This window comes from Massilia sp. HP4, from assembly GCF_005222695.1.
Lineage (GTDB): Bacteria > Pseudomonadota > Gammaproteobacteria > Burkholderiales > Burkholderiaceae_D > Telluria.
This window is the reverse complement of the sequence record NZ_STGG01000064.1, coordinates 218,977-238,726: the sequence shown is the minus strand read 5'-3', so window position 1 is coordinate 238,726 and position 19,750 is coordinate 218,977. Positions and strand designations below refer to the sequence as shown.

Sequence of the window (19,750 nt, the reverse complement as noted above, 5' to 3'; positions counted from 1 at the left end):
ATGAAGCGGCTGACTGCGCTGTTCCTGGCCGTGCTGCCGGCGGTCGCCGGCGCCAGCGTCACGGTGGTCGACGATGTCGGCCGTACGGTCACCCTGGCGCAGCCGGCGCGGCGGGTGGTGTCGCTGGCGCCGCATGTCACCGAGCTGCTGTACGCGGCCGGCGGCGGCGCGCGCCTGGTCGGCGCCGTCAACTATAGCGACTACCCGGAGGCGGCCAGGAAGCTGCCCCAGGTCGGCAGCTATAACAAGCTCGATTTCGAACGCGTGCTGGCGCTCAAGCCCGACCTGCTGGTGGTCTGGCATAGCGGCAATCCGGTGCGCCAGGTCGAGCAGCTCGAGCGCCTTGGCATCCCGGTCTTTCACAGCGAGCCGGGACGGTTGGACCAGATCGGCGAGAGCCTGCTGCGCCTGGGCCGGCTGCTCGGCACCGAGCCGGCCGCGCAGGCTGCGGCGCAGGATTACCGGGCCCGCATCGCGGCGCTCAAGGCGCGCTATGCGGCGCGCCCGCCAGTGACCGTGTTCTACCAGGTCTGGCCCAAGCCGCTCTACACGCTCAACGACGACCACATCGCCGGCGACATGCTGCGCCTGTGCGGCGGGCGCAATCTGTTCGGAGCCCTGAAGACGATCGCCCCCGAAGTCGGCGTCGAAGCGGTGATCGAGGCCGACCCCGAAGTCATCCTGGTCGGCGGGCGCGACAACCCATCCGATCCGGGCGGGAAGATGTGGCAATCGTTCAAGGGCATGACGGCCGTGAGGCGGGGCAATATCTTCACTATCGATGGCGATTTGACCAACCGGGCGGGGCCGCGCACGGCCGAGGGCGCGGCGAAGCTGTGCGCGATGCTCGAAGAGGCGCGCGGGCGGCGTTCGTCCGTTCCTTGACCATTTCGGCCGCCAACGTATAGTGAAAGTCACCACACGCTTGTTTCAGCCGTAAGCAAATGCAATAAATTGGGCCGCGGGGACAGGGGATCCGCAAAAAGTGGTAATCTCGCGGTCGTTCGTTCATTCTTTTGGAAGGATTTTATGCGCACCCTGCGTTTCGCCCTCGTTGCCGCTGCCCTGGTCGCCGGTTTCGCCAATGCCACGCCGACCAACCCCCAGGTTGGCGCCGAATACACCGTGCTGGCTTCGCCACAGCCGACCCAGACGGTGGGCAAGAAGGTTGAAGTGGTCGAGTTCTTTGCCTACCACTGCGGCGCGTGCAACGCGTTCGAACCGAGCCTGGTGAACTGGGTCAAAAAGCAAGGCGACAACATCGTGATGCGCCGCATCCCATTGCCGTTCCAGGGCGCCACCGATCCAGAAGCCCGCCTGTTCCTGACGCTCGACGCCATGGGCAAGCTCGAGGAATACCATCACCGCGTGTTCCGCGCCGTGCACGTCGAGCGCAAGCGCCTGATGAAGGACGACGACATCATCGCCTGGGCCACCTCGAACGGCCTGGACAAGGCCAAGTTCACCGAAGCGTGGAACTCGTTCGGCGTGCAGACCAAGCTCAAGCGCCTGCCGCAGATCGCCGAAGCCTACAAGGTCAGCAGCACCCCGACCGTCATCATCGACGGTAAATACGTCGTGTCGCCGGCCACGGTGGCGCAATCGAACAAGATCCAGGACATGGGCCAGCTGATGTCGGCCACCGGCCAGGTCCTCGACGCACTGGTGGCGAAGGCAGCCAAGGAAAAATGAGCGACAAAGTCGAAGGCGAGATCCTCAAGATCTATGAAGGGTCACGACCCAAAGAGGAAACCTTGTTCGAGACCAGTAACGTGAATCACATCGCGTGGTCGCTGGCGCTGATCTTCGTCCTGACCACCCTCTGGTTCGGCATCGCGCTCGTGCATGCCGAAAACCAGCGCCACGCGATGGCGTCGAACCTCTGCCCTGATACGGTGTTCAAGGAAGGGTTCGACAAGAAATGCCTGGCGACCGTGCGTTCGCGCGATCACTGGTGGGAACACCTCTGGTACGGCGCGACCCATGTACGCTCGCATCCCGACCACGACGGCCGGATCGATACCCGGAAGTAGAACAAGACGGCGTCCCTTGCGGACGCCGTTTTCTCATCCGGGTACGTGCGGCGTGACCGCATAGGCGCAGCGCCGCGCTCCGGCCAACTGGTGCTCGATCCGGACCACTTTCACGTCCGGCCCCAGCACCCGCTGGAATACCTCCAGCTCCGAGCGGCAGAAATCCTGGCACATCGTGGCCGCCGCGCAGATCGGGCAATGGTGCTCGACCAGCAAGACGCCGCCATCTTCCTGCGCTTGCGCCTCGGCCATATAGCCTTCTTCGTCGCGCACCCGGGCCAGCGCCTCGACCCGCCGCGCCAGCGGCGCCCCGGCTTCCACTTCATCGAGCCGGCTGCGGTACAAGGCCTCGCTGGCCTGTTCGCGGGCGGCGATCAGGCGCTCCATGGCTTGCGGCCCGAACAGCGCCTGCACCTGCCCGATGAGGTCGACCGTCAGCTCGGCATGGCGATCGGGAAAGCGCGCATGACCGGCCTCGCTCAAACCCCAGCGCCGTACCGGGCGGCCGACCTTGCCGCTGCTGTCATGGCTCTCGACCAGGCCCTTGTCCTGGGCCTGCTCCAGGTGGCGGCGCACACCCATCGAGGTCAGGCCCAGTTGGTCGGCCAGGGCCTGCGCGGTCTGCGGACCGCGCATTTTAATTTGCAGCAGGATGCGCTCTGGCGTATTCATGCGTTCTCCAGGTGGGGATGCGGGCTGCGCGCGCTCCAGCGGCGCAGGGCCACCGAGGCCCAGGCGGCCAGCAGGCCGCCGACTACCAGCACCAGGCGGGTATCGATCAGGGTCAGCACCGCACCTGCCAGCGCCATCAGGATATTGGCCAGGCAAAAGATGGTCGACAGCAGGGCCATCACGGAACCCTGGCCATGCAGCGCGAATTCGTCTGCCGACCAGGTTTGCAGGGCGGTGTTGTAGAAGGCATGCGGCGCGCCGAACAGGACGATGCCGGCGATGCCGACCCACAGGTTGCCGAATCCCACGCACAGCACGGCGACCGCCGCCATGGCCGCATACCAGCCGGCGCGCAGGCGGCCCTCGACCTGGCTGGCGTGGCCGGCGAACAGGGCGGCCGTCGTCATCAGCGCGCACATGCCCATGTTCACGACGGCGATCTGGCGCGCATCGTAGCCGCCCACGTCCACCAGCCACAGCGGAAAGAACTCGTACAGCGCGGCGACGCCGCAGCAATAGCCCAGGTGGACAGTGAACAAGGTGCGCAGCGGCGGGTGGCGCAGCAGGGTCAGTGCGTGGCGGTCGCGCGCCACCGTCCACCAGCGGTGCGCGTGCGGCGCGGATGGCGTGGGCGGGATCGAGACCAGGACGCCCACCGTGCCCAGCAGCAGGGCAACGGCGGCGATGTAGAACGGCAGTTCGGGCCCCAGCGCCATGGTGAAGCCGGCCAGCAGCGGGCCGACCAGCCAACCCAGGTTGAACGCGCCGTTGAGCCATGACAGCGCGTGGTTGCGCAGCGGCCCCTTGATGCGCTCGATGACCAGCGCCCGCATCACCGCGCCATTGCCTTCCAGCAGACCGGTGAAGAAGCGCGCCGCCAGGAACAGCAGGTACGATTCCATCACCATCGCGACTGCCGTGAGCAGGTGGCCCACGGCCGCCCCGACCGTGGTCAGGAGCAGGGCGCGCCGGCGGCCGAAGCCGTCCGACAGCGGCCCCAGCACCGCGCTGCCGATCAGCAGGCCGACTGGATTGATCATCAGGGCGATGCCCAGCAGCAGCTTGGGCGGCAGGCCGAGGAAACTGTTGAGGCCATTGACATTGCCGTCGGCGAACAGCGGCGCCAGCATCGGGTAGGGGAGGGACGCCCCGACGGTGGACAAGAGTCCCAGGCCGCACAGGGTGCCGATCAGCAGGCGTTCGTTCATGGCAGTGATGGAATTGGCAACCCGCCCAGCTTACGCCCGGCTCGACAATAAGTAAACGAATCCGTTTATTTATTAGGGCTATTTGCCGGCAGCGTGATCACGAAGCGCGCCCCGCCCATGGTAGATGTCTCGACCCGCAAGGTCCCGCCATGCAAGAGCACCGCCTTTTGCGCGATCGACAGGCCCAGGCCAAAACCGCCGGTGGCGCGGTCGCGGCTGCGGTCGAGCCGGTAGAACGGGTCGAAGATCCGGTCGCGCTCTTCGGCGGGAATGCCGGGGCCATTGTCGTCGACGGCGATCTCGACCAGGTCCGGCGCGCGCCGCGCCGACAGCACGATCCGCCCCTGCGCATACTTTTGGGCATTGCGCAGCAGGTTGCCGACCGCGCGCGCCAGCAGGCGCGCATCGAGTTCGAGCGTGCCGAGTCCCGGTGCCAGCTCGCAGGCGACTTGCTGCGGCGAGGGCGGCAGGGTGGCGCAGCAGTCGCGCAGCAGCGCGTCCAGGTCGGCCTCGGCGCCCTGCAGGCTGCGCGCGCTGTCGAGCTTGCTCATATCGAGCAATTCCTTGACCAGGTTGTTCAGCTCGGACAAATCGCCTTCCATGGCCGCGATGCGGCGGCTCAAATCGGCATCCCTGGCCTTGGCATCGAGCAGCTCGAGCGCGAACTCGAGGCGCGCGATCGGCGTGCGCAGCTCGTGCGACACCGAGTGCAGCAGATTGCGTTGCGACTCCATCAATGCCTCGATGCGGCCGGCCATGTGGTTGATGCGCTCGCCCAGCGGATAGACGGTGTCCGACGGCTTCAGGTGGGCCCTCACCGACAGCTTGCCGGCGCCGAACTCGTCGGCCATGCGCGACAGCGATTGCAGGCCCTGCCAATGCGAGCGCGACCACAGCGCGATCGGCACCAGCAGGGCGATGGCGACGATCACGTAGCGCAGCAGCTCCATCTTGAGCGCCTGCCCGATATCGATCGGCAGGTCCTGGGCATGCAAGACCTCGTCCTGGCTGCCGATATAGCGTTCGCCATCGAGGTCGACCCGGCGGTAGAACGATTTGCTGCCCACGTCGATCACGATGGCGCCGCGTTCGAGGTCGGCGCGCCGGCCGGCGCCAAGGGCGTCCCGGGCTTGTGCCAGCGGCATCAGGTCGTAGCGCGCGTCGGACACTTCGCGCACATTGTTCAGGCGGGTCAGCCATTCGTCCCTGGGCGCCTGGTCGACATACTGTTCGAGCAGGAAGATCTGGGCCGCCGCCTGGCGCCGCGCAATGTCGTCCAGCGGGTCGCCGAACAGGCGCGCGAACGCGAAGTAGATGACGAAGGTGGCGGCCGTGATCGACAGCATGACGAGCACGAAGAAACGGAAGAATATCCGGTTCACGATCGCGTCCTGCTCGACTGTCGGTTTGGCGCTGCCAGCTGCATGGTGTCTCCTCGGGCCGAATTGTACAGGCGCAACGGTCGCGTCGGTGGACCGCAAGGGGGAGGCGCAGGATGGCTTACAAATTGACGACAATTGGCCGACATCTCAAGGTTGAATGACAGCGGGGCGAACGATTAACATCTTCCTCATCATCAGGTTTTCCGTTTGCCCACCTGATGCGCAAGTGTCGGTGGGTTTTTTTATTCAAGTAGGAAGCGATCACAGGTCGATTCCGAAGCGCCGCGCCCAGCGCGCCGCACAGAATGGCCCCAGGATGTGACGGCGGGCGCGCGTTCCACAGGAAACGCGACGCGGTCACCAATCGAATAGTCATACGGGGATGGGAGAGCGAAGCTTGCTCGACGTAAAATATCGACAGACGAACTCTCCGAGCACTTTCACGATGAAACCATTTTTCGCCCTGGCCCTGGCGGCTGCAAGCACGGCAGCAAGTGCGCAGACACCGGCCACCAACCCGATGCCCGACGGCAGCCGCGACATGTACGCAGGGCTGGGCGCCGTCGCGCGGCCGCGTTACGAGGGGGCGGACAGTCACAAGGTTTCAGCCTTGCCAGTGATCCAGGTTCAATGGAGCAATGGCTTTTTTATTTCCGGCATGAGCGCAGGGATGCATTTGTCCAACCGTCCGACGGTCGAATACGGGCCGCTGCTGACGGTCCACGCCAACCGCGACGAATCCGGCTCCGGCAAGATCGTCGACGGGGTCGGTGTCACGACCGCGCCGGTGGAGTTCCTGCGCAGCGAGAACCGCCTGGTCGGCATGAAAGACGTGAGTACCCGGCTCGAGGGCGGGTTCTTCTTCAACTACTACCTGGCGCCCGAATGGCGGCTGACGAGCAGCGTGCTGCTCGGCTCGGGCAATGACCGCGACGGCGCGCGCATGGAGCTGGGCGTGCAGCGCCTGGCCGTGCAGCTCGCGCCTCGGCACACGCTCTCGTTCAATGCCGGCGCCACCATCGTCAACGCCGACTACAGCCGCGCCTATTTCGGCGTGACCGGGGACGAATCCCGGGTCAGCGGCAACCCCATGTACCGGCCGGGCGGCGGCATCAAGGATGTGCGCGTCGGCGCGCGCTGGAACTGGGCCCTGAACCCGTCCTGGATGCTGGTCACCAATGTCCAGGCCACGCGCCTGGTCGGCAGCACCCGCAATAGCCCGCTCGTCGAGCGGCCCACCAACGTGTCGGTTTCGGCCGCCTTCGCCTACCGGTTCTGATGATGCGACGCGCACACCTCACCGCCTGCGTGACCCTGCTGCTGACGGCCGGTATGGCCGTGGCGCAGCCGAGCGCCGGGGAATGGGTGAACTATCGAGATGCCTACCGCGCGATGGTGCAATTCGATAAGTATGGTGGCCCCAAGAACCTGCTGCACAACCACCTGCAAGTGCTGCCGCGCGAAAAAGGCGTGCTGGAGCAGGGCGTGCAGCTGGTGATGAAAGGCCGCACGGTCCAGGCCGGCCTGGCGCTGGATGCGCTGGGGCGCACCACGCTGCCGCTGCTCAAGGCGGCATACGACGAGAACGCCGTGCTGTCGCCGAATCGTCCGCTGGGCGGCTTCACGATTCGTCCGCGGGTCTCGCTGGCGCTGCGCGCCGACGGCGCCTATGACATGACCGAATTGCGCGCCGCCTGCGAACAGGCGCTGGCTTTCGCCCGCTATGCCGACCGCTCGGCGGGTAGCCGTCAATGCGTCGGCGTGCGCCTGGTCTTCCCCAAGCAAGGCGAGGCGGCCAGCGTGCACCTGCGCCTGGGCGGCAATCTGGTGGCCCTGGCGGCGACGCGCGGCGCGGCCTTCGCCGGCGACGTCGACGCCGATTTCCCGCTCGTCACCTACCGCTTCGCACAGGCGCCGGTCGAGGGAGCTGCCCTGCAGCTGATTACCACGCGCCTGGCCACCGCCAAGGTGCTGACCTATAACGCGCCCTTGGCGATCGTGCCGCTGTTCGAATAAGCGGACACAAAAAAACCTGCGCTTGGCAGGTTTCATTGGTGAGTCTTCAATTCCAGGCCGAAGGCGAGAATAGGTAGCCTTCTCCCCACACCGTCTTGATCTTTTCCGATTCGGCATCGTCGAACTTGCGGCGCAGCTTGGAGATGCAGTTGTCGATGCTGCGGTCCAGGCCGTCGAACTCGATGCCGCGCATCTTCTTGAGCAGGGCGTCGCGCGACAGCACGCGGCCGGCCGCTTCGGCCAGCACCAGCAGCAGCTTGTATTCGGTGTTCGACAGCACGCAGGGCTGGCCGCGCCAGACCACGCTGCGATCCGAGGTGACGATGCGCAGGGCGCCGAACTGCAGCACGCGCGAATCGACGCCCGACTTGGCCTGGGTGCGGCGCATCAGCGCGCGCAGGCGCGCCAGCAGCACACGCGGCTGGACCGGCTTGTTGACGAAATCGTCGGCGCCTTGCTCGAGGCCCGACACTTCGTCATACGAGTCTTCGCGCGCGGTGAGGATGAGGATGGGCACGTCGGACTGGTCGCGAATCTGGCGGCACACGACCATGCCGTCCAGGCCCGGCAGCATCAGGTCGAGGATCACGACGTCGGGCGCCAGTTCCTTGAAGCGGTCGAGCGCCGCATCGCCGCGCGTGACCAGTTCGACCGCGAATTCATAGCCGGACAGGTATTCGGTGACGAGCTCGGCCAAGCGCGCATCGTCTTCCACCAACATCACTCGGTACATACATTTTCTCCTTGGTCTGCCATTGTATAAGACCAACTGTCGAATTAACACATCCTCCAGACATAGAAGACAGTTAATTACAGTTTGACGACAAATGGGCGGGCTTGCGGCTTGTCGGGAAGATCACGGCTGTGGCCAAGGTGCTAACGATTGCGTTAAACGTGACATTGTGCGATGTCAAAGCTCATTCAACGCGGATGACGGCTTGCGATCGCCGCATCGCGGCTTCCGGACGCCGTTCCGAAAAATATAGAAAACATAACCGCGGTCAATGATTCTGGAAATCGGCTCCAGCAACATCATCTCACTTTCACCGATTTCGAAGCCACGATGCGGTGCCGGCTTTTCAGACGTCAGGGTGAAAGCAGTGAACGCAATACGAGTTGCGGTCGTCGAGGTTGTCCCATCTTGCATCGAGAGGAGAACGGCAATAGCGGACATTCAAATCTGGAGCACAGTGTCAAGCGGCTGTCTCGCGTGGTGGGCAGTGCGGCCGCCAGGAGCATGCCAACGTCTTTTTTGATGACTGATTGTTGTGAATAGATTTTAATGAGAAAAGGCGTAGGGGTTGGCGCGAGTTCCAGGACTCGACGTGAAGCATGCACATCACACCATAATAAATGGAGACATGAAAATGCTGGATACCATGACCAGGCAGGCGCTCCCGGCGCCCGCATACCTAGCTGCACGTTTGGAAGGACAACACCTCACCGATCAAGGAGCGTCACATGACTAGTCCATCGGCAGCAGCACTCCGCCCCGGTCAACCGGTCTCCAATTCGACGCGCTGGTTCCAGCTCGCCGTCGGTGTGATCTGCATGATCGCCACCGCGAATATCCAATATGCGTGGACCTTGTTCGTTCCCGAGATCCAGGGCGAGTTTGGCTGGTCGCGGGCCAGCATCCAGGTCGCGTTTACCCTGTTCGTCATCGTCCAGACCTGGCTCGCGCCGCTCGAAGGCTATTTCATCGATAAATTCGGTCCGCGCATGATGGTCGCGTTCGGCGCCATCTTCATCGGCGTGGCCTGGATCATCAACTCGCAGGCCACGACCCTGGCCGGCTTCTATGTCGGCGCCGCGGTTGGCGGTATCGGCGTGGGTTCGATCTACGCGACCTGCATCAATAACGCGATCAAGTGGTTCCCCGATCGCCGCGGCCTGGCCGTCGGCCTCACCGCGGGTGGCTATGGCGCCGGTTCGGCCGCAACGATCCTGCCGATCGCCGCCATGATCGAGTCGTCGGGCTTCCAGCAAACCTTCTTCTTCTTCGGCATCCTGCAGGGCACGCTGGCCTTCATCGCCGCCTGGTTCCTGCGCTCGCCGAGCGGCAACGAGGTCACGAAATCGAGCAAGCTGGTCCAATCCACGCACAGCTACACGCTCAAGGAAGCCATGAGCACCAAGCTGTTCTGGCTGATGTTCACGATGTTCATCCTGGTGGTCACCGGCGGCATGATGGCGGTCGCACAGCTCGGTGTGATCGCACAGGATCTCGGGGTCAAGGAATTCCAGGTCGACCTGCACTTCTTCGTGATGGCGGCCCTGCCGCTTGCCCTGATGCTCGACCGCATCATGAACGGCATCTCGCGACCGCTGTTCGGCTGGATCTCGGACCATATCGGGCGCGAGAAAACCATGGTCATCGCGTTCACGCTCGAAGGCTTCGGGATCATCGCGCTCGGCTACTTCGGCCACAATCCGTATGCCTTCCTGATCTTGTCCGGCATCGTGTTCCTGGCCTGGGGCGAGGTGTATTCGCTGTTCTCGGCCCTGGCCGGCGATGCCTTTGGTACCAAGCACATCGGTAAGATCTATGGCGTGCTGTACACGGCGAAGGGCATCGGCGCCTTGTTCGTCCCGGTCGGCAACCTGATGATGGAGGCGACCGGCACCTGGTCGACCGTCCTGTACACCGTTGCCACGATGGACCTGGTCGCGGCGCTGCTGGCGGTCACGGTATTGCGACCGGTACTGCAAAAACACGTCAGTTACTCCAAGACGCGCTTTGCAGAGGAAAACGCGGTCGGACAGGGCGCCTTGCCTGCCTGACGGCCCGGGCGCCGGGTACATCCGCAGATAAAGCGGGCTTCTTCGGAAGCCCGTTTTTCTTGGCCGGACGGGTGGCATTTCGATGTCAAATTTTCATTTCATCGTTCTTGACTGCGGTCATTGAGCGCGGCCGGCGCGCCTCACTATGATGATTTGAAAACATCGCTTGCGCGCCGGTAATGCTTGCGTTGACGTATTGCTGAGCGCAGAATCGAATCGGCTGGGTTAAATCTTCGGAGGAAACTGGTATGGGCAAGGCATTGGAAGGCGTTCGCATCCTCGATTTCACCCACGTCCAGTCGGGGCCCACCTGTACCCAGCTATTGGCATGGTTCGGCGCCGACGTCATCAAGGTCGAGCGCGCCGGCGAGGGCGATGCGACCCGCGGCCAGTTGCGCGACATCGCGGGCGTGGACAGCCTGTATTTCACCATGCTCAACCATAACAAGCGTTCCATGACGCTCGACACCAAGCGGCCCGACGGCAAGAAAGTGCTGGAGAAATTGATCCAGGACTGTGACGTGCTGGTCGAGAACTTCGCGCCGGGCGCGCTCGACCGCATGGGCTTTTCCTGGGAGCGCATCCAGGAACTCAATCCGCGCATGATCGTCGCCTCGGTCAAGGGCTTCGGCCCCGGCCCCTATGAACACTGCAAGGTATACGAGAACGTGGCCCAGTGTACCGGCGGCGCGGCCGCCACCACGGGCTTCGACGATGGCCCGCCGCTGGTCAGCGGCGCCCAGATCGGCGACAGCGGCAGCGGCCTGCACCTGGCGCTGGGCATCGTGACCGCGCTCTACCAGCGCAACACCACGGGCCGCGGCCAGAAGGTGCTCACCGCGATGCAGGACGCGGTGCTGAACCTGTGCCGGGTCAAGCTGCGCGACCAGCAGCGCCTCGAGCGCAACGGCGTGATGGAAGAGTATCCGCAGTTCGCCGACGGCCAGTTCGGCGAGTCGGTCCCGCGCGCGGGCAATGCCTCGGGCGGTGGCCAGCCGGGCTGGATCCTCAAGTGCAAGGGCTGGGAAACCGATCCGAACGCGTATATCTACTTCATTGCGCAGGCCCAGGTCTGGCCCGCGGTCTGCAAGCTGATCGGACGCGAGGAGTGGATCACCGACCCCGATTACGCGACGCCCAGGGCGCGCCTGCCGCGCCTGATGGCGATCTTCGCCGCGGTCGAGGAGTGGAGCACGACGCATACCAAGTTCGAGGCGATGGATATCCTCAACAAGTTCGATATCCCGTGCGGACCGATCCTGTCGATGAAGGAAATCGCCGAGGATCCTTCGCTGCGCGCCACCGGCACCATCGTCGAAGTCGATCATCCGGAGCGCGGTCCCTATCTGACCGTGGGTAACCCGATCAAGCTCTCGGACAGCCCGACCGAGGTGCGCCGTTCGCCGCTGCTGGGCGAGCACACCGACGAACTGCTGTCGGGCCTGGGCTACTCGGAAGACCAGATCCGGCGCCTGCGCGAGGAGCGGGTCATTTAACGTCCCGCGGGCCGCGTCCAGTAGCCGGGCGCGGCGTACACCTGCCTGAGCATGTCGATGAACGAGCGCACCCGCGCCGGCAGGTGGCGCTGCTGCATATAGACCGCCATGATGTCGTAGTCGGGCAGCGCATATTCGTCGAGCACCGTGATCAGTTCGCCGGCCGCCAGCTGCGCCTGGATCTCCCAGGTCGAGCGCCAGGCCAGCCCCAGTCCTTCGCTGGCCCAGCGGTGCAGCAATTCGCCGTCATTGCAATCGAGGTTGCCGTTGACCTTGACCGTCACCGGCTTGCCGTCGACCTGGAAATACCAGCCGCGCTGCTGCCCGCCCTGCAGGTTGAAGGCCAGGCAGTTGTGCTGCGCCAGTTCGTCCAGCGTGCGCGGCACGCCGCAGCGTGCGAAATAATCAGGCGTGCCGCAGACCACGCGCCGGTTGCTCGCCAGCCGCACGGCGACGAAGCTCGGATCGAGCACGCCGCCGATCCTGATCCCCAGTTCATACCCTTCGCGCACCAGGTCGACCACGTGGTCGGTGAGGTTGAACGAGACCTGCACCCGCGGATTGGCAGCCAGGAAGGCCGGGGCGTGGGGCGCCACGTGCAGCCGCCCGAAGGCCGCCGGCGCCGACACGATCAGGTGGCCGCTGGCCTGGTCGCGCACCTCGGACACGATGGTCTCGGCCATCTCGATATCGGCCAGCAGCTTGCGGCAATGCTCGAGGAACAGCGATCCCGATTCGGTGAGCGTCAGGTGGCGCGTCGTGCGATGCAGCAGCTTGACGCCGAGGCGGCGCTCCAGCGCATCGATGCGCCGCCCCAGCATGACCGGGGTGATGCTCTGCCCGAGCGCGGCGCGCGCGAGGCTGCCCTTGTCGACGGCGTCGACGAAGGCCCACATCTGTTTGACCTTGTCCATGCCTGCAGTATTCCATACTCCAGGGATCGAATAAACCTACTTTTTGTGTTCTTATCAAGCACACCCCGAAGCTCTAGCATTGGTTCATCGCAATCGTGCGTTTTCTTTATGAGCCTGGAGGTAAGCAATGGCAAGGATGACCGCAGCAGAGGCAGCAGTGCTGGTGATGGAAAAGGAAGGCATCACCAATGCCTTCGGGGTGCCTGGCGCCGCGATCAATCCCTTCTACGCCGCGCTGCGCAAGCGCGACAGCATCCGCCACTACCTGGCGCGCCACGTGGAGGGCGCATCGCACATGGCCGAGGGCTATACCCGCGCCAAGGCCGGCAACCTGGGCGTGTGCATCGGCACCTCGGGGCCGGCCGGCACCGACATGATCACCGGCCTGTATGCGGCGCAAGCCGATTCGATCCCCATTCTCTGCATCACCGGCCAGGCCCCGCGCGCCCGCCTGTACAAGGAAGACTTCCAGGCGGTCGACATCGAATCGATCGCCAAGCCGGTGACCAAGTGGGCCGTCACCGTGCGCGAGCCGGCGCTGGTGCCGCGCGTGTTCCAGCAGGCCTTCCATGTGATGCGCTCTAGCCGCCCCGGTCCGGTGCTGATCGACCTGCCGATCGACGTGCAGATGGCGCAGATCGAGTTCGATATCGAGACCTATTCCCCGCTGCCGCTGCACAAGCCGCAGGCCACGCGGGCCCAGGTCGAGAAGGCGCTCGACATGCTGAACGCGGCCAAGCGTCCCCTGATCACCGCCGGCGGCGGCATCATCAATGCCGATGCCTCGGCGCTGCTGGTCGAATTCGCTGAGATCACCGGCGTGCCGGTGATCCCGACCCTGATGGGATGGGGCGCGATCCCCGACGACCATCCGCAGATGGCGGGCATGGCCGGCCTGCAGACCAGCCACCGCTACGGCAATGCGACCTTGCTGGCATCGGACTTCGTGATGGGGATCGGCAACCGCTGGGCCAATCGCCATACCGGCGGCATCGAAGTCTTCACCCAGGACCGCACTTTCGTGCACATCGACATCGAACCGACCCAGATCGGGCGCGTGTTCGGTCCCGATTTCGGCATCGTGTCCGATGCGAAGGCGGCGCTCGAACTGCTGGTCGAGGTGGCCCGCGAGTGGCGCGCCAGCGGCCGGCTGGCCGACCGCTCCGAGTGGCTCGGCGCCTGCCAGGAGCGCAAGCGCACCATGCTGCGCAAGAGCGATTTCGACAGCGTGCCGGTGCACCCGCTGCGCGTCTACCACGAGATGAACGAATACTTCGGGCGCGACGTGCGCTACGTGGCCAGCATCGGCCTGTCGCAGATCGCCGCCGCCCAGTTTTTGCACGTGCATCACCCGCGCCACTGGATCAACTGCGGCCAGGCCGGCCCGCTGGGCTGGACCATCCCGGCCACGCTCGGCGTGCGGGTGGCCGATCCCGACGCCGACATCGTCGCCATCTCGGGCGACTACGACTTCCAGTTCCTGATCGAGGAGCTGGCGGTGGCGGCGCAGTTCAAGCTGCCCTATATCCACGTGCTGGTCAATAACGCCTACCTCGGCCTGATCCGCCAGGCGCAGCGCGGCTTCGAGATGGATTACTGCGTCCAGCTGGCGTTCGACAACGTCAACGCCCCCGAACTGGAAGGGTATGGCGTCGACCACGTGGCCGTGGTCGAGGGCCTGGGCTGCAAGGCGATCAGGGTGTTTAGGCCGGACGACATCATCCCCGCCTTCGAGCGCGCACGGGCACTGATGGCGCAGTACAGCGTGCCGGTGGTGGTCGAGATCATCCTCGAGCGCGTCACCAATATCGCGATGGGCACCGAGATCGATGCGCTCAACGAGTTCAACGAAGTCCTCGACATCAAATAACGCCACGGAGACCGGGATGACCAGACTTGCCGCCAACCTGACCATGCTGTTCAACGAAGTCGATTTCCTCGACCGCTTCGGCCACGCCGCGCGCGCCGGCTTTCGCGGCGTCGAATTCCTTTTCCCGTACGCCTACCGGGCCGAGGACATCGCCGACCGCCTGGACTCCTGGCGATTGCGGCTGGTGCTGCACAACCTGCCGGCCGGCGACTGGGCCGGCGGCGAGCGCGGCATCGCCTGCCTTGCCGGACGCGAAGCCGAGTTCCAGGACGGCGTTGGCAAGGCGATCGACTATGCCAAGGCGCTCGGCGTCAAGCAGCTCAACTGCCTGGCCGGCATCGTGCCGCAAGGCGTGGCGCTTGACGCGGCGCGCGCCACGCTGGTGGCCAACCTGAAGTTCGCCGCCGGCGCCTTGCAGCGCGAGGGCATCGACCTCTTGATCGAGCCGATCAACACCTTCGACATCCCGGGGTTCTTCTTGCACGGCACGCGCCAGGCGCTGGACATCATCGACGAGACCGGCGCCGACAACCTGTTCCTGCAGTACGACATCTATCACATGCAGCGCATGGAAGGCGAGCTGGCGGCGACGATCAAGGCCAACCTGGCGCGCATCCGCCACATCCAGCTGGCCGACAACCCGGGACGCTTCGAGCCGGGCACGGGCGAGATCAATTACCGCTACCTGCTCGGCATGCTCGACGAGATCGGCTATGCCGGCTGGGTCGGCTGCGAATACAAGCCGCAGGCCGGCACCGCCGAGGGCCTGGGCTGGATCGCGGCACACGGCCTGTAGGACCGCTCGGCTGGAGCGTTTCGATTACACGTCAACTGGAGACCATCATGACGAAAGTAGGATTCATCGGCCTTGGCATCATGGGCGGCCCCATGGCCGGCAAGCTGCAGGAGGGCGGCTGCAAGCTGTACCTGCACGACCTGAAAAACCCGCCGCTGGCGCTGATCGAGGGCGGCGCCACCGTCTGCACCAGCGCCACCGAGGTGGCCAAGCGCGCCGACATCATCATCGTGATGGTGCCCGACACGCCGCACGTGGAAGAAGTCCTGTTCGGCGCCGAAGGCGTGGCCGCCGGCCTCACGCCGGGCAAGATCGTGATCGACATGAGTTCGATCTCGCCGATGGCGACCAAGGAATTCGCCAGGAAGATCAACAAGCGCAATTGCGACTATCTTGACGCGCCGGTGTCGGGCGGCGAAGTGGGTGCGCGCGCGGCCACCCTGACCATCATGGTGGGCGGCGCGCAAGAGGCCTTCGACCGCGCCAAACCCCTGTTCGAACTGATGGGCAAGAACATCACGCTGGTAGGCGGCAACGGCGACGGCCAGACCACCAAAGTGGCGAACCAGATCATCGTCGCGCTCAATATCCAGGCCGTGGCCGAGGCGCTGCTGTTCGCCTCGAAGGCGGGCGCCGATCCGGCCAAGGTGCGCCAGGCGCTGATGGGGGGCTTTGCCGCCTCGCGCATCCTGGAAGTGCACGGCGAGCGCATGGTCAAGCGCACCTTCGCGCCGGGCTTTCGCATCGAGCTGCACCAGAAGGACCTCAACCTGGCGCTGCAGGGCGCCAGGAGTCTCGGGCTTTCGCTGCCAAACACCGCCACCGCGCAAGAGCTGATGAATTCCTGCGCCGCCCACGGCATGGCCCAGCTCGACCATTCGGCGCTATGCCAGGCCATCGAAAGGATGTCGAACCATGCCATCGCCGCCGACTGAGCTGCCGACCCTGGTATTCCATCACCAGGCCTGCCTGGGGCACGAGCCCGGGCCCGGCCATCCGGAGTCACCGTGGCGCCTGCATGCGGTCCTGGGGGCCTTGCGCCAGCCCGAATTTGCGCCACTGGCCTGGCGCGAGGCGCCGGCCGGCACCCGTGAACAACTGTTGCTGGTACACGACACCGGGTATGTCGACGCGATCCACGCCGCGACGCCGCTGGGCGGCCTGGTGGCGCTGGACGGCGGCGACACCCTGATGTCGCCCGGCTCGTGGGACGCGGTGATGCGCTGCGTCGGCGCCGCCTGCGCCGGCGTGGATGCGGTGATGAGGGGCGAGGCCGCCAATGTGTTCTGCGCCACGCGGCCCTGCGGCCACCATGCCGAACCGGATCGGGCGATGGGATTCTGCCTGTTCAACCAGGCCGCGATCGCCGCCGTCCATGCCCTCGAGACCTACGGCTTGCAGCGCGTGGCCGTGGTCGATTTCGACGTCCACCATGGCAATGGCACCCAGGCCGCGTTCTTCGACCGGCCGGAACTGTTCTATGGATCGAGCCACCAGTCGCCCTTGTATCCCGGCACCGGCGCGGCGAGCGAACGGGGCGCGGGCAACAATATCGTCAATGTGCCGTTGCCGCCCGGCTGCAGCCCGGACCTGTTCTGCGCGCGCACGGCGAGCAGCCTGCTGCCGGCCGTGCGCGAATTTGCACCGCAACTGATCGTGATCTCGGCCGGGTTCGATGCTCACCGGCTCGATCCGCTGGCCAGCATGAACCTGGAAAACGAGGATTTCGCGTGGATCACGCGCGAACTGATGGCGATTGCCGCGGATGTGTGCGAGGGCCGGATCGTGTCGATCCTGGAGGGCGGTTACAGCGCCGAGGGGCTGGCAGGGGGCTGTGCGGCGCATGTGCGCGCGTTGATGCAGGGCTGAGGCGGGGGCTGAGGCAGGGATGGCGGCGGCTGCGTGAAACGCGGCCGGCCCGCACGGATCTCACATCCGGTGCAGGCTGCCGTGGTAGTGCGTATTACAGCTTGGTACGACGTCCGGCGACGCCATGATGCGATATTACAGGCCGCAACCGTAGTAGGCCGGGTCGGAATCCTGGCCGGTGTAGCCTGGTTCGAGCTTTTCGCGCAGGCTCAGGGTGAAGAAAGCGACGACGAGCGACAGCAGCGAGTGCGAAGGTGCTGCGTAAGTGGTTTGGGCTGGTGCGTTGATCATGATGAGCTCCTGAAAGTTGGTTTGTTCGACGAGGTAAATATAGGGCCAACTTCCCGCAGCTTCCAATTTCGAGTTCTGATACCAGTTATTACGGCCGTGAATGTTGTTGACATTGAACTACCGCTGTCGCGCATGCTGCAGCGCGACAGTACTGTCTGCAAAACCGCTATGCGCCAGGATGCGACGCTGGAATCAAGCGGGCAATTCGCTGGGCTCCTTCATCGAGCAGGAACTGGCGAAACGCCCGCGCTACGGGAGGCAACCGCTTCTCGCGGCGGTGCACCACGTACCAGTTTAGCATCAATGGAAAACCTTCGACTTCCAGCACCACCAGGCTGCGCGCGGCGAGTTCGTGGCCGATCGTATGGGCCGACAGAAAGCCCAGTCCCATCCCGGCGATCACCGCCTGCTTGATCGTCTCGGTGCTCTTGATTTCCATCGCCACGTTCAGGCTGGCCAAGTGCTTGCCGAATGCATCTTCCATCGAGAACCAGGTATCGGAACCCGGTTCGCGTACCACGAACGGCTGACGGATCAATTCCTCCATCGCAATAGGGCCACGTCCCGCCAGCGGGTGGTCTGGTGCGCCCACGATCACATAGGGGTGGGGCGCGAACGCATCGTTCTGCGTGTCGAGTTCGGCAGGCGGACGCACCATGACGGCAAGGTCTGTGCGGTTCGCCGCCAGTTCGCCCAGCAGCTCTTCGCGGTTGTGCACCGTCAGGTTCAGCTGCACGCCCGGATGCTGGCGCGCGAAGGCGACCATCAGCTGGGGGAAAAAGTAATCGCCGGCACTGATGACCGCCACGTTCAGCTTGCCGCCGGCGATCCCCTTGAGCTGTGCCATCGCGTCTTCGGCCTCATCGAACTGCTGGATGATCGCGCGGCAAAAATGCAACAGCTCGTCGCCGGCCTGGGTCAAAAAGACCTTCTTGCCCAGTTGTTCGAACAGGGGCATGCCGACGTGGCCTTCGAGGGCGCGGACCTGGGTCGACACGGCTGGTTGGGTCAGGTGCAGTTCTTCGGCGGCGCGTGAAAAGCTGAGGCGGCGCGCGACGGCCTCGAACACCTTCAACTGGCGTAGTGTGGCGTTCTTCATCGCTTCTCCCGGCAGTGATCATAAGTAATCGTGAATGATTATCCGTAAAAACTTTCACTGTTGCTAATCATTTCGTTCGATTACGATGGTTTCAAGACAGCTCGACCGCAACCACCAACCTGGAGAGTGCCATGACGACGTTCCGCAACAGCAATGCCGATGCCGAATGCAATGCCTACAACGCGGCTTTTCATGAACTGGGACTGAGCTGGGTCTGGGATAACCGGCTCTATGCGAGCGCGATCGGCGACGCCGATGACCGCACCGGCTTGCGCAACTACCTGGCGCGGCACCAGCCCCACCTCTTGACCGCGCACGATGCCGATTTCCTGGTCGAGGCGATCCTGGATGCCAAGCAGCGTTGCGGCGAACAACTGAGCGCAGCCGGCTGCAATCCGGCCGCCTTCATCGACTGGTCCGCGCTCCAGCAGCGGCAGATTGGGGTCTGAGGTAGAGATTTTCGAATCTTAACCGTGGTCAAGGATATGCGGAATTGCTTATTCCACAATCAGACCATCCCCTGACCCGACGCCCGAGAGACCTCCCATGATCCGACACTGGATACGCTTTCAACACCTCGACACCATACGTTTCGGCACGATCGAGGGCGACAAGATCCGGATCTTCAAGGGCGATATGTTCGACAGCCCGAGCCGCACCGACCTGGCGCTGAACCTGGACGAGGTCGAGGTGCTCACCCCGTGCGTGCCCGGCAAGGTGCTGGCGATGTGGAACAATTTTCACGCGCTCGGCCAGAAGCTGGGCCTGGCGCCCCCGAGCGAACCGCTGTACCTGATGAAACCAGCGACGTCCTACCTGGCGCCGGGCGGCACGATCCGCAAGCCGCGTTGCGAAGGCAAGGTGGCGTTCGAGGGCGAGCTGGCGATCGTGATCGGCCGCCATTGCAGCGGGGTCGCGGTAGAAGAAGCGCTCGACCACGTGTTCGGCTACACCTGCGTCAACGATGTCACGGTGGGCGACATCATCGGGCGCGACCCCACCTTTCCCCAATGGGTGCGCGCCAAGGGCTTCGACACCTTTTGCCCGTTCGGTCCGGTGATCGCCACCGGACTCAACCCGGCGATGCTGGTCGTGCGCACGACCCTGAACGGCGAGGTGCGCCAGGATTATCCGATCAACGACATGGTGTTTTCGGTGGCCGAGCTGGTCAGCAAGATTTCCCAGGACATGACATTGGAGCCGGGCGACCTCCTGCTGTGCGGGACATCGGTCGGTGTCGGCTCGATGCGGCCCGGCAGCACGGTCGAGGTGGAAATCGACGGCATCGGAAAGCTCATCAATCGGTTCGAGTAGACAGTT

The 19,750-nt window shown here is 64.5% G+C and carries 21 protein-coding genes; 13 read left to right on the top strand and 8 right to left on the bottom strand.

The window, feature by feature from the left end:
• The 3 genes from E8M83_RS23885 to E8M83_RS23875 all read left to right on the top strand — a co-directional run bounded on the left by E8M83_RS23885 (position 1) and on the right by E8M83_RS23875 (position 2,033).
• Positions 1 to 885: a cobalamin-binding protein gene (locus E8M83_RS23885; protein ID WP_137175843.1), complete on the top strand. Its 885-nt coding sequence runs from the start codon at positions 1 to 3 to the stop codon at positions 883 to 885.
• Between the two features lie 144 nt (positions 886 to 1,029).
• Positions 1,030 to 1,692: a thiol:disulfide interchange protein DsbA/DsbL gene (locus tag E8M83_RS23880; RefSeq protein ID WP_137175842.1), complete on the top strand. Its 663-nt coding sequence runs from the start codon at positions 1,030 to 1,032 to the stop codon at positions 1,690 to 1,692.
• Positions 1,689 to 2,033 carry a hypothetical protein gene (locus E8M83_RS23875; protein WP_137175841.1) on the top strand — a complete coding sequence of 115 codons (345 nt, stop codon included), beginning with the start codon at positions 1,689 to 1,691 and terminating at the stop codon, positions 2,031 to 2,033. The genes E8M83_RS23880 and E8M83_RS23875 overlap by 4 nt, the downstream gene beginning before the upstream one ends.
• Positions 2,034 to 2,066: 33 nt before the next feature.
• Here E8M83_RS23875 and E8M83_RS23870 read toward each other — a convergent pair whose 3' ends face one another.
• The 3 genes from E8M83_RS23870 to E8M83_RS23860 all read right to left on the bottom strand — a co-directional run bounded on the left by E8M83_RS23870 (position 2,067) and on the right by E8M83_RS23860 (position 5,295).
• A complete protein-coding gene (locus tag E8M83_RS23870; protein ID WP_137175840.1) occupies positions 2,067 to 2,705 on the bottom strand; it encodes a metalloregulator ArsR/SmtB family transcription factor in 639 nt (212 codons plus the stop codon).
• On the bottom strand, positions 2,702 to 3,913 hold the full coding sequence (locus tag E8M83_RS23865) for an MFS transporter (RefSeq protein WP_137175839.1): 1,212 nt from the start codon (positions 3,911 to 3,913) through the stop codon (positions 2,702 to 2,704). The genes E8M83_RS23870 and E8M83_RS23865 overlap by 4 nt, the downstream gene beginning before the upstream one ends.
• Before the next feature lie 65 nt (positions 3,914 to 3,978).
• Complete coding sequence (locus tag E8M83_RS23860) at positions 3,979 to 5,295, bottom strand: ATP-binding protein (protein WP_137175838.1); 1,317 nt, start codon at positions 5,293 to 5,295, stop codon at positions 3,979 to 3,981.
• A gap of 445 nt (positions 5,296 to 5,740) precedes the next feature.
• Here E8M83_RS23860 and E8M83_RS23855 point away from each other — a divergent pair, with 445 nt between their 5' ends.
• Complete coding sequence (locus E8M83_RS23855; RefSeq protein WP_137175837.1) at positions 5,741 to 6,574, top strand: MipA/OmpV family protein; 834 nt, start codon at positions 5,741 to 5,743, stop codon at positions 6,572 to 6,574.
• Entirely contained in the window at positions 6,574 to 7,311 is a 738-nt protein-coding gene (locus E8M83_RS23850) for a hypothetical protein (RefSeq protein WP_137175836.1), read from the top strand. Before E8M83_RS23855 ends, E8M83_RS23850 begins: the two co-directional genes overlap by 1 nt.
• Positions 7,312 to 7,357: 46 nt before the next feature.
• On the opposite strand, the gene E8M83_RS23845 is transcribed toward E8M83_RS23850, so the two are convergent.
• The gene (locus E8M83_RS23845) at positions 7,358 to 8,044 is read right to left on the bottom strand and encodes a response regulator transcription factor (protein ID WP_137175835.1); all 687 of its coding nucleotides are present in this window, start codon (positions 8,042 to 8,044) and stop codon (positions 7,358 to 7,360) included.
• A gap of 177 nt (positions 8,045 to 8,221) precedes the next feature.
• Complete coding sequence (locus E8M83_RS23840) at positions 8,222 to 8,485, bottom strand: hypothetical protein (protein ID WP_137175834.1); 264 nt, start codon at positions 8,483 to 8,485, stop codon at positions 8,222 to 8,224.
• A 287-nt stretch (positions 8,486 to 8,772) separates the two neighbouring features.
• Here E8M83_RS23840 and oxlT point away from each other — a divergent pair, with 287 nt between their 5' ends.
• Together oxlT and frc are read left to right on the top strand one after the other, a co-directional pair.
• On the top strand, positions 8,773 to 10,095 hold the full coding sequence (gene oxlT / locus E8M83_RS23835) for an oxalate/formate MFS antiporter (protein ID WP_137175833.1): 1,323 nt from the start codon (positions 8,773 to 8,775) through the stop codon (positions 10,093 to 10,095).
• 248 nt (positions 10,096 to 10,343) lie between these two features.
• A complete protein-coding gene (gene frc, locus E8M83_RS23830) occupies positions 10,344 to 11,591 on the top strand; it encodes a formyl-CoA transferase (RefSeq protein ID WP_137175832.1) in 1,248 nt (415 codons plus the stop codon).
• Here frc and E8M83_RS23825 read toward each other — a convergent pair.
• Positions 11,588 to 12,505, bottom strand: a complete 918-nt coding sequence (locus tag E8M83_RS23825; protein WP_137175831.1) for a LysR family transcriptional regulator — start codon at positions 12,503 to 12,505, stop codon at positions 11,588 to 11,590. The two genes, frc and E8M83_RS23825, sit on opposite strands and share 4 nt — an antisense overlap.
• Before the next feature lie 127 nt (positions 12,506 to 12,632).
• Here E8M83_RS23825 and gcl point away from each other — a divergent pair, with 127 nt between their 5' ends.
• Genes gcl through E8M83_RS23805 form a run of 4 tightly spaced genes read left to right on the top strand, consistent with a single transcriptional unit; the run spans position 12,633 to position 17,040 of the window.
• Positions 12,633 to 14,375: a glyoxylate carboligase gene (gcl, locus tag E8M83_RS23820; RefSeq protein WP_137175830.1), complete on the top strand. Its 1,743-nt coding sequence runs from the start codon at positions 12,633 to 12,635 to the stop codon at positions 14,373 to 14,375.
• A 16-nt stretch (positions 14,376 to 14,391) separates the two neighbouring features.
• Complete coding sequence (gene hyi / locus E8M83_RS23815) at positions 14,392 to 15,171, top strand: hydroxypyruvate isomerase (RefSeq protein ID WP_137175829.1); 780 nt, start codon at positions 14,392 to 14,394, stop codon at positions 15,169 to 15,171.
• Between the two features lie 47 nt (positions 15,172 to 15,218).
• Positions 15,219 to 16,106: a 2-hydroxy-3-oxopropionate reductase gene (locus E8M83_RS23810; protein ID WP_137175828.1), complete on the top strand. Its 888-nt coding sequence runs from the start codon at positions 15,219 to 15,221 to the stop codon at positions 16,104 to 16,106.
• Positions 16,087 to 17,040 carry a histone deacetylase family protein gene (locus E8M83_RS23805; protein ID WP_137175827.1) on the top strand — a complete coding sequence of 318 codons (954 nt, stop codon included), beginning with the start codon at positions 16,087 to 16,089 and terminating at the stop codon, positions 17,038 to 17,040. Before E8M83_RS23810 ends, E8M83_RS23805 begins: the two co-directional genes overlap by 20 nt.
• Before the next feature lie 135 nt (positions 17,041 to 17,175).
• On the opposite strand, the gene E8M83_RS26005 is transcribed toward E8M83_RS23805, so the two are convergent.
• Positions 17,176 to 17,331: a hypothetical protein gene (locus tag E8M83_RS26005; RefSeq protein WP_170976904.1), complete on the bottom strand. Its 156-nt coding sequence runs from the start codon at positions 17,329 to 17,331 to the stop codon at positions 17,176 to 17,178.
• A gap of 166 nt (positions 17,332 to 17,497) precedes the next feature.
• Positions 17,498 to 18,430 (bottom strand): LysR family transcriptional regulator, encoded by a 933-nt coding sequence (locus E8M83_RS23800; protein ID WP_137175826.1) that lies wholly within the window; start codon positions 18,428 to 18,430, stop codon positions 17,498 to 17,500.
• Between the two features lie 131 nt (positions 18,431 to 18,561).
• Here E8M83_RS23800 and E8M83_RS23795 point away from each other — a divergent pair, with 131 nt between their 5' ends.
• Together E8M83_RS23795 and E8M83_RS23790 are read left to right on the top strand one after the other, a co-directional pair.
• Complete coding sequence (locus tag E8M83_RS23795; RefSeq protein ID WP_137175825.1) at positions 18,562 to 18,879, top strand: hypothetical protein; 318 nt, start codon at positions 18,562 to 18,564, stop codon at positions 18,877 to 18,879.
• A 97-nt stretch (positions 18,880 to 18,976) separates the two neighbouring features.
• The gene (locus E8M83_RS23790; protein WP_137175824.1) at positions 18,977 to 19,744 is read left to right on the top strand and encodes a fumarylacetoacetate hydrolase family protein; all 768 of its coding nucleotides are present in this window, start codon (positions 18,977 to 18,979) and stop codon (positions 19,742 to 19,744) included.
• Positions 19,745 to 19,750 lie beyond the last annotated feature (6 nt).

Excerpts from the sequence above, each read along its gene's own strand:
- E8M83_RS23875 (WP_137175841.1), top strand. The coding sequence starts at position 1,689 with ATGAGCGACAAAGTCGAAGGCGAGATCCTCAAGATCTATGAAGGGTCA.
- hyi (WP_137175829.1), top strand. The coding sequence starts at position 14,392 with ATGACCAGACTTGCCGCCAACCTGACCATGCTGTTCAACGAAGTCGAT.
- E8M83_RS23840 (WP_137175834.1), bottom strand. The coding sequence starts at position 8,485 with ATGTCCGCTATTGCCGTTCTCCTCTCGATGCAAGATGGGACAACCTCG.
- E8M83_RS23805 (WP_137175827.1), top strand. The coding sequence starts at position 16,087 with ATGCCATCGCCGCCGACTGAGCTGCCGACCCTGGTATTCCATCACCAG.
- E8M83_RS23855 (WP_137175837.1), top strand. The coding sequence starts at position 5,741 with ATGAAACCATTTTTCGCCCTGGCCCTGGCGGCTGCAAGCACGGCAGCA.
- frc (WP_137175832.1), top strand. The coding sequence starts at position 10,344 with ATGGGCAAGGCATTGGAAGGCGTTCGCATCCTCGATTTCACCCACGTC.
- E8M83_RS23885 (WP_137175843.1), top strand. The coding sequence starts at position 1 with ATGAAGCGGCTGACTGCGCTGTTCCTGGCCGTGCTGCCGGCGGTCGCC.
- E8M83_RS26005 (WP_170976904.1), bottom strand. The coding sequence starts at position 17,331 with ATGATCAACGCACCAGCCCAAACCACTTACGCAGCACCTTCGCACTCG.
- E8M83_RS23800 (WP_137175826.1), bottom strand. The coding sequence starts at position 18,430 with ATGAAGAACGCCACACTACGCCAGTTGAAGGTGTTCGAGGCCGTCGCG.
- gcl (WP_137175830.1), top strand. The coding sequence starts at position 12,633 with ATGGCAAGGATGACCGCAGCAGAGGCAGCAGTGCTGGTGATGGAAAAG.
- E8M83_RS23850 (WP_137175836.1), top strand. The coding sequence starts at position 6,574 with ATGATGCGACGCGCACACCTCACCGCCTGCGTGACCCTGCTGCTGACG.
- E8M83_RS23795 (WP_137175825.1), top strand. The coding sequence starts at position 18,562 with ATGACGACGTTCCGCAACAGCAATGCCGATGCCGAATGCAATGCCTAC.
- E8M83_RS23845 (WP_137175835.1), bottom strand. The coding sequence starts at position 8,044 with ATGTACCGAGTGATGTTGGTGGAAGACGATGCGCGCTTGGCCGAGCTC.
- E8M83_RS23880 (WP_137175842.1), top strand. The coding sequence starts at position 1,030 with ATGCGCACCCTGCGTTTCGCCCTCGTTGCCGCTGCCCTGGTCGCCGGT.
- E8M83_RS23810 (WP_137175828.1), top strand. The coding sequence starts at position 15,219 with ATGACGAAAGTAGGATTCATCGGCCTTGGCATCATGGGCGGCCCCATG.
- E8M83_RS23865 (WP_137175839.1), bottom strand. The coding sequence starts at position 3,913 with ATGAACGAACGCCTGCTGATCGGCACCCTGTGCGGCCTGGGACTCTTG.
- oxlT (WP_137175833.1), top strand. The coding sequence starts at position 8,773 with ATGACTAGTCCATCGGCAGCAGCACTCCGCCCCGGTCAACCGGTCTCC.
- E8M83_RS23870 (WP_137175840.1), bottom strand. The coding sequence starts at position 2,705 with ATGAATACGCCAGAGCGCATCCTGCTGCAAATTAAAATGCGCGGTCCG.
- E8M83_RS23790 (WP_137175824.1), top strand. The coding sequence starts at position 18,977 with ATGATCCGACACTGGATACGCTTTCAACACCTCGACACCATACGTTTC.
- E8M83_RS23825 (WP_137175831.1), bottom strand. The coding sequence starts at position 12,505 with ATGGACAAGGTCAAACAGATGTGGGCCTTCGTCGACGCCGTCGACAAG.